General features: G+C 34.6%; 12 protein-coding genes. 9 read left to right on the top strand and 3 right to left on the bottom strand.

The features are described 5' to 3' along the window. Window positions 1–74 precede the first annotated feature (74 nt). On the top strand, window positions 75–1,610 hold the full coding sequence (locus C1H87_RS17955; protein ID WP_102757140.1) for an alpha-L-fucosidase: 1,536 nt from the start codon (window positions 75–77) through the stop codon (window positions 1,608–1,610). A gap of 960 nt (window positions 1,611–2,570) precedes the next feature. On the opposite strand, the gene C1H87_RS17950 is transcribed toward C1H87_RS17955, so the two are convergent. Then, on the bottom strand, window positions 2,571–3,530 hold the full coding sequence (locus C1H87_RS17950) for a leucine-rich repeat protein (RefSeq protein ID WP_102757139.1): 960 nt from the start codon (window positions 3,528–3,530) through the stop codon (window positions 2,571–2,573). A gap of 199 nt (window positions 3,531–3,729) precedes the next feature. Next, window positions 3,730–5,310 (bottom strand): leucine-rich repeat protein, encoded by a 1,581-nt coding sequence (locus C1H87_RS17945; RefSeq protein WP_102757138.1) that lies wholly within the window; start codon window positions 5,308–5,310, stop codon window positions 3,730–3,732. A gap of 737 nt (window positions 5,311–6,047) precedes the next feature. Here C1H87_RS17945 and C1H87_RS17940 point away from each other — a divergent pair. The 3 genes from C1H87_RS17940 (at window position 6,048) to C1H87_RS17930 (ending at window position 11,139) form a co-directional block, all read left to right on the top strand. Beyond that, window positions 6,048–9,239: an AsmA family protein gene (locus tag C1H87_RS17940; protein WP_102757137.1), complete on the top strand. Its 3,192-nt coding sequence runs from the start codon at window positions 6,048–6,050 to the stop codon at window positions 9,237–9,239. 191 nt (window positions 9,240–9,430) lie between these two features. Further along, window positions 9,431–10,522, top strand: coding sequence for a serine hydrolase domain-containing protein (locus C1H87_RS17935; RefSeq protein WP_102757136.1), 1,092 nt, complete (start codon window positions 9,431–9,433; stop codon window positions 10,520–10,522). 47 nt (window positions 10,523–10,569) lie between these two features. Beyond that, window positions 10,570–11,139 carry a dihydrofolate reductase family protein gene (locus C1H87_RS17930; protein ID WP_102757135.1) on the top strand — a complete coding sequence of 190 codons (570 nt, stop codon included), beginning with the start codon at window positions 10,570–10,572 and terminating at the stop codon, window positions 11,137–11,139. A gap of 517 nt (window positions 11,140–11,656) precedes the next feature. On the opposite strand, the gene C1H87_RS17925 is transcribed toward C1H87_RS17930, so the two are convergent. Further along, window positions 11,657–12,535 carry an AraC family transcriptional regulator gene (locus C1H87_RS17925; protein ID WP_102757134.1) on the bottom strand — a complete coding sequence of 293 codons (879 nt, stop codon included), beginning with the start codon at window positions 12,533–12,535 and terminating at the stop codon, window positions 11,657–11,659. A gap of 142 nt (window positions 12,536–12,677) precedes the next feature. Here C1H87_RS17925 and C1H87_RS17920 point away from each other — a divergent pair, with 142 nt between their 5' ends. From C1H87_RS17920 to C1H87_RS17900, 5 genes are read left to right on the top strand one after another with little or no spacing between them, the layout of a single operon-like run. Then, window positions 12,678–13,688, top strand: a complete 1,011-nt coding sequence (locus C1H87_RS17920; protein ID WP_102757133.1) for a zinc-binding alcohol dehydrogenase family protein — start codon at window positions 12,678–12,680, stop codon at window positions 13,686–13,688. A gap of 8 nt (window positions 13,689–13,696) precedes the next feature. Further along, a complete protein-coding gene (locus C1H87_RS17915) occupies window positions 13,697–15,349 on the top strand; it encodes a UxaA family hydrolase (protein WP_102757132.1) in 1,653 nt (550 codons plus the stop codon). 54 nt (window positions 15,350–15,403) lie between these two features. Beyond that, entirely contained in the window at window positions 15,404–16,939 is a 1,536-nt protein-coding gene (locus tag C1H87_RS17910) for a tagaturonate reductase (protein WP_317048172.1), read from the top strand. A 54-nt stretch (window positions 16,940–16,993) separates the two neighbouring features. Continuing rightward, window positions 16,994–17,824 carry an amidohydrolase family protein gene (locus tag C1H87_RS17905; RefSeq protein WP_102757131.1) on the top strand — a complete coding sequence of 277 codons (831 nt, stop codon included), beginning with the start codon at window positions 16,994–16,996 and terminating at the stop codon, window positions 17,822–17,824. Window positions 17,825–17,840: 16 nt separating this feature from the next. Continuing rightward, on the top strand, window positions 17,841–18,635 hold the full coding sequence (locus C1H87_RS17900; protein ID WP_102757130.1) for an SDR family oxidoreductase: 795 nt from the start codon (window positions 17,841–17,843) through the stop codon (window positions 18,633–18,635). The last annotated feature ends 71 nt before the right edge of the window (window positions 18,636–18,706 follow it).

Below are 18,706 nucleotides of genomic sequence, written 5' to 3'. Positions count from 1 at the left end.
AGACATTAGCAACAGAAACTGATAATAAAAATTCACATAGTCTCTAACCAAAAACATTATTAAAAAAATACCTTATGTCTTTTAAAAAATATCAATTACTTTTAATACTCTCTCTCGTCTTTTTGATGTCATGTGGATCAAAAAATGACAAAAAAATTGCTCAAGTCACCGAGAAGGATTCAATTCAAGTATATCAGCCTAATTGGGAATCTATAAAAAAACATTATAAAGACCCTGAATGGTTTAACAATCAAAAATTTGGAATATTTATACACTGGGGAGTATATGCTGTTCCTGCATTTGGTTCTGAATGGTATCCGCGTAACATGTACATGGACGAAAACAGACTAAGTGCCACCTTAAGAGTTGAACGAGAAGGACCTACAGAAGAATACAAACATCATGTAAAAACATATGGAAACCCAAAGGAATTTGGGTATAAGGACTTTATTCCTATGTTTAAAGCTGAAAAGTTTAATGCTGCAGAATGGATAGATCTGTTTAAAAAATCTGGAGCTAAGTATGTTGTTCCTGTAGCTGATCACCATGACGGATTTGCCATGTACAAATCGAACACCACACGTTGGAATTCTGTAAACATGGGACCTAAAAGAGATATTTTAGGCGAATTGTTTAAAGAAGGGCGAAGCAAAGGCATGATTATGGGAGCATCGTCCCATTATGCTTTCAACTGGTCTTTTTTTAATAAGAAAGATACTTTTGACACCGTAGATCCTGAAAACGCCGATCTATACTCTAAGAAAGGAAAAGACCCTAAAGAACCTGTTTCTGAAGAATTTAAAAAGCTTTGGTGGAATCGTACAGTTGATTTGATAGACAACTATCAACCAGATATTTTATGGTTCGACTTTATGCTGGACATGCCTGCTTTTAAGGAATACAGACCTAAACTTGCCGCCTACTACTATAATAAAGGTATAGAATGGGGTAAAGAAGTGGTGCTTCAAGATAAAAACTTCGATCATGATGCCTTTCCAGAAGGAACGGTTATTTATGACTTAGAACGTGGTAAACTACCTGGTATTAGAGCATTGCCTTGGCAAACAGATACTTCTATAGGAAAAAATTCCTGGTGTCATGTTAGCAATTGGGAGTCTAAAACTGCAAATCAACTTATAGATGATTTAGTAGATATAGTAAGTAAAAATGGAAACCTGCTTTTAAATGTAGGACCAAAAGCGGATGGTACAATTCCTGATGACCAAAAAGATATTTTATTGGAAATTGGTGATTGGTTATCTACTAATGGCGATGCGATTTACAACACGAAATATTGGAAAGTATTTGGTGAAGGTCCAACAGAAGTAGGTACAGGTCATCATTCTGAAGGCGGTAATAAAGAATTTACAGGTCAGGATATCCGTTTTACACAAAAAGACGGGAAACTATATGCCATTATGATGGCATGGCCTAAAAACAATAAGGTTAGTATTAAATCGGTTAAAAAAGCAGAAGATGCCGTTAGTAAAGTAAAAATGCTAGGGAGCGATGCCGATATAAAATGGTCGCAAGACGATACAGGTTTACATGTTGAGATGCCTCAACAAAAACCTGGTAAACACGCATTTGTTTTGGAAATTACGTTGTAATATTCCAACAAATATATTTTTTGGTTTAGTTGTTTGTTTAAAAGAAGAGTGCATCATCTTAGATGCGCTCTTTTTTACTTAAATAAACATGAGTTCTAATCTTTAAATATCACCAGTACCCTTGATTTTATTTTTTTGACATTCAGCATAATATTAACGTGATTCTTGCTTAAGAGTTCGGAAGTTACTTCGAGTAAAATTCTGGAAGAATTTAGCACTTCGACTACGCAGAACTATAGAGAAGCTTTTTTTGACGAAAATTTATTGGCCTGCCTGTCGATAGCTACGGTGTACCCACAAATATGGCTGCATATTATATAATAGTTTTATAAAGATAGACACTAATTTCACGAATTATCACAAATGGTTCTAAATATAAATTGTTTACAAATAAGTAACCACTATTTACTTATTAATAAATTAAAATACAGGAATATAATAGAAATAAATCGGGCTTGGATTGTAAAAACAGACTGAAAATCTGATTCGTGATTATGAATAGCATCGAGAGTTATCCATTATATTGAGGTTTTATTCGTGTAAATCCGTGTAATTCGTGTCTTGATTAAAAAGATGTGGGTACACTGTAGCTGTCGATAGACAGGTTTTCGATACGATCCCGAAGAAAATCGGGATCACTACCATTGACGTCATTTTATAAACACCTCTTAAATTGATGATTGACCTATGTCCGGTCGAGCGCAGTCGAGACCTCCTTAAGACCTCTCGACTTCGAGGAGACATGGCGTCAATATTTTACACTCGATAAAATTTTTATTGGATGTTTCAAACTGACATAAATTTTCTTATCCATAGAAGATTCACGTTAATATTATTATTGCTTCAAACCCGTTAACCTGAGTTTTCTTTTATTAGAAATAACAGATTACGTCTATGTTTTGGATCGCCCCTTAAAATACATTTGTTATAAAAAGAACTCAAGCTTTTTAGAGTGGCTACCTACCGTTTAACCAGCAACTTTTTTGCGCCAGACAAAGTACCTTTGGTTTCTTTAACCAGGTACAGCCCGTTGTCTAAAATTCCTAAATCTATTTTGTTAAAGCCATTAGGGCCTACATTAAAGGTTTTTACAACCTGGCCTAATGCGTTTATTATTTGAAACGAACCAGGCGCTTGTGCCTTTATATTTAAAACTCCTGTATTGGGGTTTGGGTATATGTTTAGTACAGGTTCGTTTTTTTGCTTGTCATCTACGCCTAGTGTTGCTATCTCCTTAATGGGGCTAAACCCTTTCCAGACATCTGCCGCCTGATAGGCAGATACGCTACCAACCGGCACCTGCAGTTCCACCTTAGAGAGCTCTACGCCTTGAAATATATTAGCAGTAATTGTTAATGGGGCTTTCTGGTCTATTGATACTTTGGTTAAGCCGGTACAATCACGAAAAACATAATTCTCAATACTTGTAACAGAACCTGGAATAGTTACAGAGGTTAAACCTGTACAAAAAGAAAACGCTTGAAATCCTACACTAGTAACAGAATTTGGAATATCTATCGATCTTAAGCCTATACAACTAAAAAAAGCATAATTCTCAATACTTGTAACAGAGTTCGGGATATCTACAGAGGTTAAGCTTATACAAGAATAAAAAGCGCTTTGTCCAATACTTGTAACAGAGGTCGGTATGGTTACAGAGGTCAAGCCTATACAAGTATAAAACGCTCTATTCCCAATACTGGAAACTTGAAACTGAGTCCCTTCAAAAGTAACCATAGCAGGGATATCAGCCTTACCCTTAAAGGCTCTATTCTCACCAACCTCTACTACCCTAGCTGGGTCCAGGTTTCTTATAATATAATTAATGCCTTCAAAAGTAAAGGTGTCTCCTATACCTTGCCCATAAGACACTGTTCCATAAAAAAAGAGGGCACTCAAAAAAAGTAATGTTTTGTTCATAATAATTTAGGGTCTTAATTTCGCCCAAAGGTATCAAGTAGCCTATTTTTTTAATAACCCGATAAGACCAAAATAGCCCGATAGGACCAAAAATAGACCAATAAGACATTTCTATAATTATTTATTATAAAATAGAGACACTACAACCCTGTATATAAAACTAATATCTAATAAAAAAATAGTTTTTTAGAGTGGCTACCTACCGTTTAACTAGCAGCTTTTTTGCTCTAGACAGAGTACCTTTGGTTTCTTTAACCAGGTACAGCCCGTTGTCTAAAATTCCTAAATCTATTTTGTTAAAGCCATTAGGGCCTACATTAAAGGTTTTTACAACCTGGCCTAATGCGTTTATTATTTGAAACGAACCGGGCGCTTGTGCCTTTATATTTAAAACTCCTGTATTGGGGTTTGGGTATATGTTTAGTACAGGTTCGTTTTTTTGCTTGTCATCTACGCCTAGTGTTGCTATCTCCTTAATGGGGCTAAACCCTTCCCAGACATCTGCTGCCTGATAGGCAGATACGCTACCAACCGGCACCTGCAGTTCCACCTTAGAGGTCTCTACCTTTTCAAATACGTCAGCAGTAATTGTTAATGGGGCTTTCTGGTCTATTGATACTTTGGTTAAGTCGGTACAATTATAAAACGCTTCAATTCCTATACTTGTAACAGATCCTGGAATAGCTACAGAGGTTAAGCTTGTACAACCAGAAAAAGCACTTAATCCAATACTTGTAACAGAATTTGGAATATCTATAGAGGTCAAGCCTGTACAACCAGAAAAAGCCCACCACCCAATACTTGTAACAGAATCTGGAATATCTACAGAGGTTAAGCCTGTACAAGCATTAAAAGCGCTTTGTCCAATACTTGTAACAGAATCTGGAATATCTACAGAGGTTAAGCCTGTACAAAAAGAAAAAGCCTGCCTCTCAATACTTGTAACAGAACCTGGGATAGTTATAGAAGTTAAGCCTGTACAACTATAAAACGCAATATACCCAATACTTGTAACAGAATTTGGAATATATACAGAGCTTAAGCCTGTACAACCAGAAAATACACCATCCCCAATACTTGTAACAGAATTTGGGATAGTTACAGAAGTTAAGCCTGTACAACCAGAAAATGCATAATTCCCAATACTTGTAACAGAATCTGGGATAGTTACTGAGATTAAGCCTGCACAACCAGAAAATGCATAATTCCCAATACTTGTAACAGAATCTGGGATAGTTACTGAGATTAAGCCTGCACAACGAAAAAACGCTCTATTCCCAATACTTGTAACAGAATCTGGGATAGTTACAGAAGTTAAGCCTGTACAACCAGAAAACACCCAGTCTCCAATACTTGTAACAGAATTTGGAATATCTACAGAGGTCAAGCCTGTACAACCAGAAAAAGCACCAAATACAATACTTGTAACAGAATCCGGGATAGTTACAGAGGTTAAGCCTGTACAAAGATAAAAAGCATCCTTCCCAATACTTGTAACAGAGTTCGGGATAGTTACCGATGTTAAGCCTGTACAATTATAAAACGCTCTATCCCCAATACTAGATACTTGAAAATCAATCCCTTCAAAAGTAACCATAGCAGGGATATCAGCCTTACCCTTAAAGGCTCTATTCTCACCAACCTCTACTACCCTAGCCGGGTCCAGGTTTCTTATAATATAATTAATGCCTTCAAAAGTAAAGGTGTCTCCTATACCTTGCCCATAAGACACTGTTCCATAAAAAAAGAGGGCACTCAAAAAAAGTAATGTTTTGTTCATAATAATTTAGGGTTTAAATTTCGCCCAAAGGTATCAAGTAGCCTATTTTTTTAATAACCCAATAAGACCAAAATAGCCCGATAAGACCAAAACACCCTGATAAAAAACCTCTATAATTACAAACACGCTACATATAAAGTACTTCTTAGAATTTAAACTTGTCTGGATTTATAACAATACGAATCAGACTATAATTCTGCCTTAATCAGAACAAACTCTCAAACTATGTTTACAAATAAACAAACACAGTTTACTCATTTATAAAACAACCGTTACCTACACCCTCAACAATTCAACAATTCAACAATTCAACAATTCAACAATTCAACAATTCAACAATTCAACAATTTAACAATTTAACAATTTAACAATTTAACAATTTAACAAAGCAAAAACATTAATTAAGCCACAAATCACACAAATTAACTCGAATCGTTTCTTAATACTTATCAATACCGTTCTTTACTATTATTAACACAATTTCAGACTTTCAGTCTATCCAAAATCTAGGTAAGCTTACAAGCCATGTTTACAAAATAATAAACACGGTTTACTCATTCATAAAGATCTTAGTTCAAAAACTACATTACGCGGGCATTTCTACTCAAACTTTAAAATATTCAATCAATAAATGCAGTTGCTCCAAAAAAGAAATCACATTCTAAAAGTAAGATTCTTTCATGCGAATTCGTTACTTTTAACTTCGAACACCTTTTCTAACCCTAAAGACATCTACTTTGAAGATTAAAAAAATCTGGAAACGAATTTTATTAGTACTAATCTTAGTTCCTATTTTATTAGTAGGCAGCCTAATGCTATATATACAGAGCAACCAAGCTGAAATTATTAAAGATGGAATCGCTAAACTAAACCAAGAACACAAAGGCCTTATTAGTGTTGGTAAAAGTAAATTATCCCTTTTCGGCAACTTTCCACACATCTCTATAAAAGTTTACGATGTACAAATTTTTGAAACAAAAGAAGACCATGCGCCCGTTATAATGGATGTAAAAGACATATACGTAGGCTTTAACCTATGGGATATTGTTAATCAAAACTTTGATATACAATCTATATTAGTTGAAGAAGGTGTTTTTAATATTGTAATTCATGAAAATAATACGACTAATATTCAAAATTCCTTAGCTGGTACTTCTGAAACAGAAACATCTTCTTTTAACGTTCATCTAAAAAAAATTAAACTTAAAAATCTGGATATACACACGTTAGATGAAGCCACAAATACTGATGTTGAAAAATTTATATACACCGCTAAAGGCGGTTTTCGTCTAAAAGATAGTGTCATTGCCGGGCATATAGATACAGATTTTGAATTAAATGTGATAAAAAACGGAGATACAACCTTTATTAGTAAAAAACATTTTGAAGTTCATACCGATGTGGTATTTGATGAATACACGGGAATTCTTGATATAGATCCCTCTGGTATTGTAATGGAAAACGGGGATTTTGAGTTAGAAGGCTCTATAGATACAAAAAAGGATATGGACCTGGATCTTACTATAAATGGAACAAAGCCTAATTTTGATATGCTTATAGCTTTTGCCCCGGCAGATATAATACCGCTATTAGAGAAATACAAAAATGCCGGTGAAATCTATTTTAATGCGAGTATACAAGGGCCCGCTAACAAAGGCAACAGACCTTTTATCAATGTCGATTTTAAGGCTGGAAAAGCCTTTTTAGAAAACACTGAAAGAGATAAAAAAATAGATAATGTTGGCTTTAAAGGTCATTTTACCAATGGAGAAAACAGAGACACAAGTACCATGGCGTTTTCTCTAACCGATATAACGGCATCTTTAGAAAAGGGTGTATTTGAAGGCTCTGTTTTTGTGAAAAATTTTGAATCCCCAGAAGTAGAAATGCAAATAAACTCGAATTTCAATCTCAATTTTATTGCAGATTTTTTCGAACTGGAACAAGTACAGGATACCTCCGGAGAAGTGTCGTTGAAAATGAATTTTCACGATATTATTGATATCGAACACCCCGAAAAAGCATTACAAAAGCTCAATCAGGCATACTTTGCAGAATTGACTGTAAAAGACGTGAGTTTAGTTGCCAAACAACTTCCGGCTCCCTTACACAATTTGAATATAAATTTGGTAATGAACGGTAAGGAAGCGACCCTGAACCAGTTTGAACTGTTAATGGGGAATTCAGATTTGTCAATAACCGGTTTTCTTACAAATTTACCTGCAGTTGTACATCATACCAACATTCCGGTAACAGCTCATTTAGATATAGCCTCGAAATACATAGATATTGCTCAATTAACAAGTTTTTCAAAACAGAACACCACCCGAGGGTTGGATGAGCAAATAAAAAATCTAAGCTTGGGGCTTTCTTTTAAGGCTTCTGCAAAGGATTTTACAGAATCCAAATATTTACCTAAAGGTGATTTCTTTATAGACAGTTTATATGCAGAGTTAAAGCATTATCCGCATAAGCTACATGATTTTCATGCTGATGTATTAATAGACAGCACAGACTTAAAAATAAAAGATTTTACCGGTTATATAGATGATAGCGACTTTCATTTTGACGGGCTAATTCATGATTATGCATTTTGGATGCAACCCGAACTCAACGGAGATGTAGATCTAGATATCAACCTCTCTTCTAAAAAATTAAGACTGGAAGATGTTTTTTCGTATAAGGGCGAAAATTATGTTCCAGAAGAATACCGACATGAAGCTTTTGATGATTTGACCTTGCATTTTGCCTCTAGTATGCATTATAAAGATTCTGCTTTACATGACATCGATCTGGCTTTAGATAAGTTAGATACAAAAATGAAGCTGCACCCACTTCGCATTCACGATTTTAGAGGAAACATACATTACGAAAACGAACATTTGGTGATAAAAGACTTTCATGGGGAAATAGGAGCCACCAATTTTAATTTCGATTTAAATTATTATTTGGGGAAAGACCAACAAATAAAGAAAAGAGATAATTACCTGGAATTAAAGGCAAATTATATCGACTTTGATGCCCTTTTCAATTTCAATTTAAGTCCTACAAAACCAACAGAAGTTGTTACTTCAAAAACTGCTGATGTAAAACAACATGCAGAGGCCTTTAATTTGTATGAGTTACCATTTACAGATATGCAATTTAAAGTAGATATAGCCCACTTTATGTACCATAGAATAGATCTTCAAAATATTACAGCAGATTTAAGAACCACACCTAACCATTACATTTATATAGATACATTAAATATGGATGCAGCAGGGGGACATATTCGATTAAATGGATATTTTAATGGTAGTGATCCAAAACATATCTATATGCAACCGGATTTGGTTATGAACAATATTGATTTGAATAAATTACTGTTCAAATTCGAAAATTTTGGGCAAGACCATCTCGTTTCAGAAAATTTACAAGGGAAACTCACATCCAGAATTAAGGGTAAGATTAGAGTATATCCGGATATGGTGCCAGATCTGGATCAATCCACTATAGAAATGGACGTTAAAGTATTAAATGGAAGATTAAAAAATTATGATCCAATGCTGGCGCTTTCAGATTATATGGGTGATAAAAACCTGCAAAACATTCGGTTTGACACCTTACAAAATAGATTGGATATAAAGCAAGGTAAGATTAATATTCCTGCTATGTCCATCGAATCTACTTTAGGGCATATGGAATTTTCTGGTACGCACGATAATAATCAAAACATCGATTATTATATACGTATTCCCTGGAAAACGGTAAGAAAAGCTGCCTGGCAAAAATTATTTGGAAATAAGAAAGATACTGCAATTAATGGGGAGCAGGAAGATAAGATTCTAGAAGTAGATCCTAATGAAAAAATAAAGTATCTCAATCTAAAGATCAAAGGGAGCATAGATGACTATAAAATCTCATTGGGTAAGCAAAAAGAAAAGTAACAGCTGATATTTGCACATGAATTGCTGTTAATAATTTCAAATCCGTCAGAAATCTGCTAGATTTGTGAGAAATATAATGGATATATTTGGACCAGTACACATACACCGTTGTTACACAACATAAAACAATAGTTACTTTTTAAAACTGTAACAATTTCAAATCTAATTGGTCATTGAAACAAACTTATTTAATGAAACTAATTTTACAACTATTTCTAATCACTTGTTTGATAGGGAAATCTTATGCTCAAGAAGAAAATAATAAAAGTGTTTTTAATAAAGTCGATACTTATTTAGAAAGTACCATTGATAGCCTAAATATTATTGGGTTAAACTATGCGATTCTGGTTAACAACAAATTAGCACACAAAAAATCATTCGGATTAGCACAGGCTCAACTTAAAGTACCAATGACTTTAGACAAGTCTTTTCCTGTTGCTTCAATATCCAAATTATTGAGCTCAGTTGCACTTCATAAATTATTAAACATTTATGACAGGGATGTAAGTGAAACTGTAGAAGATTTTCTTTCAAATAGAGATGATTTACCAGAATCTTGGAGAAAATTAACTCTCCAACAATTACTCTCCCATACTTCTGGCATTCCGGATCAAATAGATTATCAAATTTTTTTAGCCCCCGATAGTGAAAAATCTGTTATTGATGCTATAAAAGATAAGCCATTTAGTTCTAAACCAGGAACTGAATCAAAGTATAACGCAACAGGGTTTTTATTGATTCGTGCTATAATCGAACAATTGGCTAATCGAGATTTTGAATCGTATATGCAAGAGCAATATTTTGACAAATTTGGATTAAGCTCGGCGAAATACGGAGGATTTAAGCAAGTTATTCCCAACAGGGTAACTTGTTATCAAAATATTAATGGTGAACTGGAAATGTTTCCATTAAACTATTCTTCACCAATGTATGCCGGAGCTGGCCTGAATATCACTATAGGTGATTTGATAAAGTGGTTTCAAACCATCCAAAAAGAAAAAATCCTAACAAAAGAGCAACTCGAAAAAATTTGGACACCTGTAAAATTAAATAATGGGAAAGAGAGCTATTTTGGATTAGGATGGGAATCATATAGACTCCAAGATAATTACAGGATGGTTGGACACGGAGGAGCTGGAATTTCCTCTTTTAGACATTATTGGAATGAACAAACCAATCAAAATGTTACAGTGATTTTGTTGACTAATGGTGCTTTAAACTGGACAATCAGACCAAACCAGATTAATTTACAAATTGCAAGTATGATACTTGATGATGAATAAATTACGTTGTATAACAATGGTGGTCATTAAAAGAAAAAATTTAGCTCATGAGAAAGTTAAAATTACAAATGCAAGTTTCCTTGGATGGGTTTAATTCAACAGGTCCGAATGACGAGCAAAAATGGGTGACATGGGCCTGGGATGAAATCAAAGAATATGTCTTGGAATTAGCGGACTCTGCTGATACTGAAATTATAGGCAGAAAGCTAGCAGCTGATTATATACCATATTGGTTTGATACTTTGACAAAACCAGATGACCCGATGTATCAATTATCAAAAATTAAAGCTCGCCAAAAGAAAGTCATTTTCACCAATACCCTTGAGAAATCTGAGTGGGAAAATACGGTACTTGCTAAAGGAAACCTGAAGAACGAAATAAAGAAATTAAAGAATGAAAGTGATAAAGATATTATTGTTTATGGAGGTAGCTCATTTGTTTCTGCTTTAGTAAAAGAAAACTTAATAGACGAATTTCATCTATTTGTTAATCCTATTGCATTAGGGAAAGGCATACCAATTTTTAATGAATTAGAGAGTTGGCAACAGCTGAGGTTACGGAAGTCAATTGCTTGTGGTAGCGGGATTGTAATTCAACACTATGACCTTATAGAATAAAAACGAACCGTCAACAAAGAACTGTATAGCTCATACCCTTCGGGATACGCCCCATACACGAAACGCTAGCATACATACTGAAATGTTTAAATAACTTTGCTAACATTGATAGCCGTTGCACAACTCCAACAAAATAATAAAAAGGTACTTCTATAATGCTTTTTTCAGTAACCCTCAAAATTTTCAAACCAGAAATAAGGAGTATTTGCAAAGGCTTAAAAAAATTGATTTTAAACTTATTAGGTGTTTTATGGATTAAAACATGTAAGTGTAAGCCACGAATATCACAAATTATCTCGAATGGTTTCTCAATACACCAAATACCAATCCATACTAATCATTAACACGAATCAGACTTTCTGTCTGCATTTATCTGAATAAGCTCGCAACCCATATTTACAAATAAACAAACATGATTTACTTATTTATAAACATCATCAAGCAACATACAAACAACTTAACGGTTCAACACCTAAACAAATAAACATTCCAACAACCAACAACCAACAACCATCAACTAACCAACAACCCCCACCTTCCTATAATGCTCCACATAAACCTTAGGAGACATTTGCATAAGCGCCTTAAACCTCCTATTAAAATTAGAAATATTATTAAAACCAGATTCATAACACACTTTAGAAATGTTCTTATCCCGTTCCATTAAAAGCTTACAAGCAAACCCTATTCTAACCTCGTTTAAATACTCTGTAAACGATTTCCCATTTACTTTTTTAAACAATCTGCTAAACGACGATGGATTCATACAGGCTATTTTGGCAACATCTACAAGGCTTATCTGCTCCTTAAAGTTATTAAATATATACTCGTAAGCCTTGTCTAAATTCTTATGGCTTCCTTTGTTAAAAGAATTCACAAACCCTTTGCTTGCCAGTAGCTCATAGGTTTCGCTCTGCGCCAAATCATTTAAAACATCAATAAAACTAATAATTCTTTTAACCCCGCTAAGCGTAGAAATTGTTTTAATTTTTTGCTCTAGTTCTGGGCTAATATTCAAAAATTTAATACCATATTTAGATCTCTCCAACATATCCAAAATTGGTTTCATTTCATTGATTTTAAAAAAATCGTTCCCCAAAAAATCTTGCTTAAAATGAATGGCAACCGCCTCTGCCTTTAAATTAGACGATGCCTCAAAATACTCATCATCGTTTAACCACATATGCGGCAAATCCTTGCCTATAAGTACTAAATCACCTTCGTCAAATTTAAGAATGCTATCGCCAACAAATCGAGTACCCTTACTTTTTATAGACAAAACCAGTTCTAATTCTCTATGATGGTGCCAGATTTTTAAAAAATAGGGATAGCTATGGTGCGTAACACTAAACGTATTATTGCTTAAATCACTTCTATCTATAAAATGAAGTTTCATATTCGGTTATAATTATTGATCTTATAATGCAATATACACCTATATATTTATTTTAATGCAATTAAAGTATCATAAAATGCCTTCTATTAGGTAGATTTAACCTATAAATGGGTCTAATTTTGTATTCTTAATACTTATTTTTATGAAATACATTGTTTGCGAAAAGCCAGGAGAATTTCTTTTAAAAGAAAAAGAAGCTCCAGTTAGAAAAGAAAATGAAGCTTTATTACAAATAAATAAAGTGGGTATCTGTGGAACAGATTTACATGCTTACGCTGGGAATCAAGCTTTTTTCACTTACCCAAGGATTTTAGGGCACGAATTGGCTTCCGAAGTTTTAGAAATAGGAGAAAATCCTCAAGGCATAAAAGCCGGAGATAAAGTCGTTATAATGCCATATGTAAGCTGCGGAGAATGTATTGCTTGTAGAAACGGTAAAACAAACTGTTGTACTAACATTACCGTACTTGGTGTACATGGAGATGGTGGTATGCAAGAACAAATAACTGTACCAACAAACATTTTATTACCTGCCAATAACCTGTCTAACGACGAGATGGCCATTGTAGAGCCTTTAGCTATTGGCGCACATGCCATTAGGAGAGCAGCCATTAAAAAGGATGAGATTGTAGTAGTTGTTGGCTGTGGACCTATTGGGATAGGCATCATGAAACTAGCGCAAATAGCAGGAGCTAAAGTGATTGCATTAGATCTAAACGATGATCGTTTACAATACGCAAAAGACAAAATTGGTGTTGATTACACCGTAAATGTTGGTAACGATCCTGTAAAACAAATTTCAGAAATTACTAATGGCGATATGGCTACTGCTGTATTTGATGCATCTGGTCATAAAGGTGCTTTAGAAGCAGGTCCAGATTATATGGCTCATGGCGGTAGATTTGTATTGGTAGGACTATCTAAAGGAGAGCTAACCTATACACACCCTGCTGTTCATGCCAAGGAAATGACATTAATGTGCAGTAGAAATGCAACAACAGAAGATTTTGAACATGTAATAAGTGTATTGGATCAGTTCCCAACTGACTCTTTTATTACACACAATGTTCCATTTACAGAAATGATAGAAAATTTTGATAGTTGGTTAGACCCAGCAACTGGAGTAATTAAAGCTACAGTAAATTTTAATTAAAAAATACAATGTCTAAGAATTACGTTCAGATAGACCCAAAAGACAATATTATTGTAGCCATCACACCTCTTGAAAAAGGTACAGTAGCCACAATACAGGGTATCGATATCACCTTAAAGGAAGATATAAAACAAAAGCACAAGTTTGCTTTAAATGATTTTGCTATGGGTGATGAAATTTTCATGTATGGCGTTCTAATTGGCAAAGCCATAGAACCTATCCAGGCAGGATGTGCCATTACTATTGAAAATGTAAAACATGCCTCTGCAGAATTTCAGGATTCAAAAGAAAAATTTACCTGGTCGGCACCCGATATTTCTAACTTTAAAGGCAAAACATTTAATGGTTACCATAGAAAAGATGGAAAAGTAGGCACAGGAAACTATTGGCTCGTAATTCCGTTAACCTTTTGCGAAAACAGAAACGTTGATGTTTTAGAAGGTGCACTTTCTGAAAAACTAGGATACGAAACAAAAAAAGATTTCGCGGTAGATACCGATGCTTTAATCAATCAATACAAAGCAGGTGCTTCGAAAGACGCTATTTTAAATACGCCTATCATTACTACAAAGGAAGAAATGACCAAAAACAGGACCTTCCCTAATGTTGATGGTATTAAATTTCTAAAACATGATGGCGGTTGTGGTGGTATTCGTCAGGATTCTGAAACCTTGTGCAAACTATTAGCAGGGTACATTACAAACCCAAACGTAGCAGGAGCTACCATTTTTAGTTTAGGTTGCCAGAATGCACAAATAGAAATGCTTCAAAACGCTTTAGATGCTATCGATCCTAATCTGGATAAACCTGTTCACTATTTAGAACAGCAAAAAAGCGAAAGCGAACGAAAATTAATAGAAGAAGCTGTTAAACATACCTTTTTAGGATTAATTGAAGCCAATAAAATTACCAGACAACCTGCTCCATTAAGCAAATTAGTATTAGGGTTAGAATGTGGTGGTTCTGATGGATTTTCAGGAATTTCTGCAAATCCGGCTTTAGGTTATGCCTCCGATTTATTGGTGGCATTGGGAGGAAGCCCTGTATTATCTGAATTTCCAGAACTTAACGGTGTAGAACAGGAAATTATAAACCGTTGTGAAACTGAAGAAGACTCTAAGAAGTTTTACGATTTAATGCGCGCTTATTCTGCAGCAGCAGTAGCCGTTGGATCTGGATTTGAGAACAATCCTTCTCCAGGAAACATAAAAGATGGCTTAATTACCGATGCTATGAAATCTGCAGGAGCTGCTAAAAAAGGAGGTACTTCTCCAGTTACTCAGGTTTTAGATTATACAGAGCAAGTAACAAAACCAGGCTTAAACCTATTATGTACACCCGGTAATGATGTAGAGTCTACCACGGGGTTAGTTGGGTCTGGATGTAATATCGTAGTATTTACAACAGGTTTAGGTACACCTACCGGAAATCCCGTAGCACCTGTTTTAAAAATGTCTAGTAATACACATTTGTACGAAAGAATGAATGACATTATCGATATTAATGCAGGAACGGTAATTAGTGGCGAAGATACCATTGAGTCTATGGGTGAAAAAATTCTAGATCACATTATAAAAGTAGCTAGTGGTGAAGTAGCTTCAAAAGCAGTACTTCATGGTAACAACGATTTTATCCCTTGGAAAAGAGGGGTTTCTCTATAAGTTCAATGTTTAAAGTTGGAAAGTTGAAAAGTTCAATGTTTAGAGTTTAGAATAATGAAACCAAAAAACCAGCAACCAAAAACAAAAAACCAACAACCAACAACCAACAACAAAAAACCAACAACCAGCAACCAAAAACCAACAAAAACCACCCAAGTAATGAATACACTAAATAGAAATACAACAAAAGTAAATACATATACAGAACGCATTATTCAATTTGGAGAAGGTAACTTTTTAAGAGCCTTTGCCAACTGGATGATTCATGAAATGAACAAAAAAGCAAATTTTGATGCCGGTGTTGTAGCCATACAGCCCATAGATCAAGGTTTAATTAAAATGTTAAACGATCAGGATGGGTTGTACACATTATACTTGAACGGTATTAAAAACGGACAGGCTATTAGCGAGCATGAAATTATTGATTGCATTCAAAGAGGTATTAACCCTTATGAAAACTATAATGATTATTTAGCAAATGCTGAAAACCCGGATTTGCGTTTTGTAATTTCCAATACTACAGAAGCCGGAATTGCTTATAATGCTAATGACAAGTTAGATGATGCACCACAATCCAGTTTCCCTGGAAAATTAACAGCTTTACTATACAAAAGATTCCAAGCTTTTGGAGGTGCTTCAGATAAAGGACTTATTGTGATTCCTTGTGAATTAATAGACAAAAACGGGGAAAACCTAAAGAAAATCATTTTGCAATATGCTTCCGACTGGAATTTAGGCGATGGCTTTGTAGAATGGATTAATGAAGACAATATTTTCTGCAACACCTTAGTAGATAGGATTGTTCCCGGTTATCCTAAAGATAAAATGGACGCCATCACTAATGAGCTAGGGTACAAAGACAATCTGGTAGTTGAAGGCGAACAATTTCACTTATGGGTTATCGAAGGCCCAGCATCTGTGAAAGAAGAAATCCCTGCCGAAGTTTGCGGATTAAATATTGTGTTTACAGACAATATGGAGCCTTACAGAACCCGTAAAGTAAGAATCTTAAATGGTGCACATACTACGTTGGTTCCTGTGGGGTATTTGTACGGTATTGATAAAGTACGTGAATCGTTAGAAGACAACGTTGTTGGTGGTTACCTGAAAGACACTATTTTTAATGAAATATGTCCGACTTTAGACCTTTCTAAAGAAGAACTGGAGCAATTTTCTAACGATGTATTAGATCGTTTTAGAAATCCTTATTTAGAGCATGCATTGCTTAGTATTTCATTGAATTCAACTTCAAAATACAAAACAAGGGTGTTGCCTTCTGTATTAGAATACATCAAAAGAAAAAATGAGTTACCAAATAGGTTGCTGTTTTCTTTAGCTGCTTTAATTGTTTTTTATAAAGGAGACAGAAATGGAGAAACCATCCCGTTAAAAGATGATCAATCTGCACTAGATTTCTTTGTATCACAATGGGCTACTGATGATATTCCAGCTATAACAAAAGCAACATTAGCCAATACAAACTTCTGGGGAACAGATTTAACTGCTTTTGATGGCCTACAGGAAACAGTAACAAAGCATATAGAGAATATTGTGAATAGGGGAATTAAGGAAGCACTGGATACTCTATAATAGAAATCTAAACCGCTTTTTATAAAACTAACAACATCAGCATAAAAGATAAGTATGATAATAGATTCTCATCAGCATTTTTGGAATTACGAACCCGTAAAGCACGAATGGATAGACGAAAGCATGTCTGTTATTCGTAAAGATTTTTTACCTGATGACTTAGAAAAAGTATATGCCGAAAATGGTATTGATGGCTGTGTAGCCGTACAAGCGGACCAAACACTTATTGAGACAGATTTTTTATTAGATCTGGCTTCCAAATACAATTTCATTAAAGGTGTTGTGGGTTGGGTAGACTTAAGAGCGGATAATATCGAAGCTGTTTTAGAAACCTATAAAGAACACGAAAAACTAAAAGGCTTCCGCCATGTTGTACAAGGCGAACCAGATTCCAATTTTTTATTACGTCCAAATTTTCTAAAGGGCATTTCAATTTTAGAAAAGCATCATTACGTTTACGATATATTGGTATTCCCACATCAATTAGGAGCCGTTTTAGAATTCGTAAAACGATTCCCGAATCAAAAATTTGTTATCGATCATATTGCTAAGCCCTATATAAAAGACGGTTTTTATGATGGCTGGGCGGTTTTAATGAAAGAAATTGGAAAACACGAAAATGTGTATTGCAAATTATCGGGCATGATTACAGAGGCCGATTTCACGACATGGACACCGGCTCAAATACATCCTTATATGAATTTGATTCTTGATGCTTTTGGAACAGAAAGAACCATGTTCGGATCGGATTGGCCAGTATGCCTGGTAGCAGGAAATTATAAAAGAGTAAAAGAATTAGTAGTAGATTTTATAGCAAAAACAAGTTCTACAGAACAAGCTGCCATTATGGGCGGTAATGCTATTAAATTTTACAATTTACAATAACAAAAAAATTTAAAAAATGGATTTAGGATTAAAAGGAAAAGTAGTTGTTATATCTGGTGCTGCTGGAATTGAAGGCAGCATAGGAGAAACCATTTTACAAAAGCTAGCAGATGAAGGAGCTACTCCTGCTGTAATAGATAGAAATGCCAGAGGATTTGGTTATGTTGAAAAATTACAAAAAAGAGGCATAGATGCTATATTTTGCCAAACTGATGTTACTAATCCGGAACAGATAAAAACTGCCGTAGAAACCATTGCAGAAAAGTATGGTAAAATAGATGTTGTAATTAATAACGTTGGAGTAAATGATGGTGCTGGATTAGATGCTTCTTACGAGGAGTTCATGAATTCACTAAAACTCAACATGGTTAGTTATTTTCTGGTAGTAAAACATGCATTACCGTTACTTAAAAAATCTAAAGGAAACATTCTAAATATAGGCTCTAAAGTAGCCTTAACCGGTCAGGGAGGAACATCAGGATATGCAGCATCTAAAGGAGGCGTATTAGGCTTAACACGCGAATGGGCTGTAGATTTAATTAAAGAACAGATTAGGGTTAATGCCATTATTATTGCAGAAAGCTGGACACCGGCTTACGATAACTGGATAAAAACTCTTGAAAACGGTGAAGAGAAATTAAAATCTATCGTAAAGAAAATTCCTTTAGAAAACAGAATGACAACTCCAGAGGAAATTGCAGATACATGTCTTTTCACCATATCGGAAAAATCATCACATACTACAGGGCAGTTTATTTTCTGCGATGGTGGTTATGTACATTTAGATAGATCATTATTAACCGAAGAATAAATCATATGTTCTCTTATTTTGAACAATCCGTATTTATTCTATTTCATTTAAAATATACATTTACACATAAA

The sequence above is a fragment of the Flavivirga eckloniae genome, from assembly GCF_002886045.1.
In the GTDB taxonomy this organism is placed as follows: Bacteria; Bacteroidota; Bacteroidia; order Flavobacteriales; family Flavobacteriaceae; genus Flavivirga; species Flavivirga eckloniae.
Note: the sequence above shows the minus strand (reverse complement) of the source record. Positions and strands in the feature narration are given on the sequence as shown.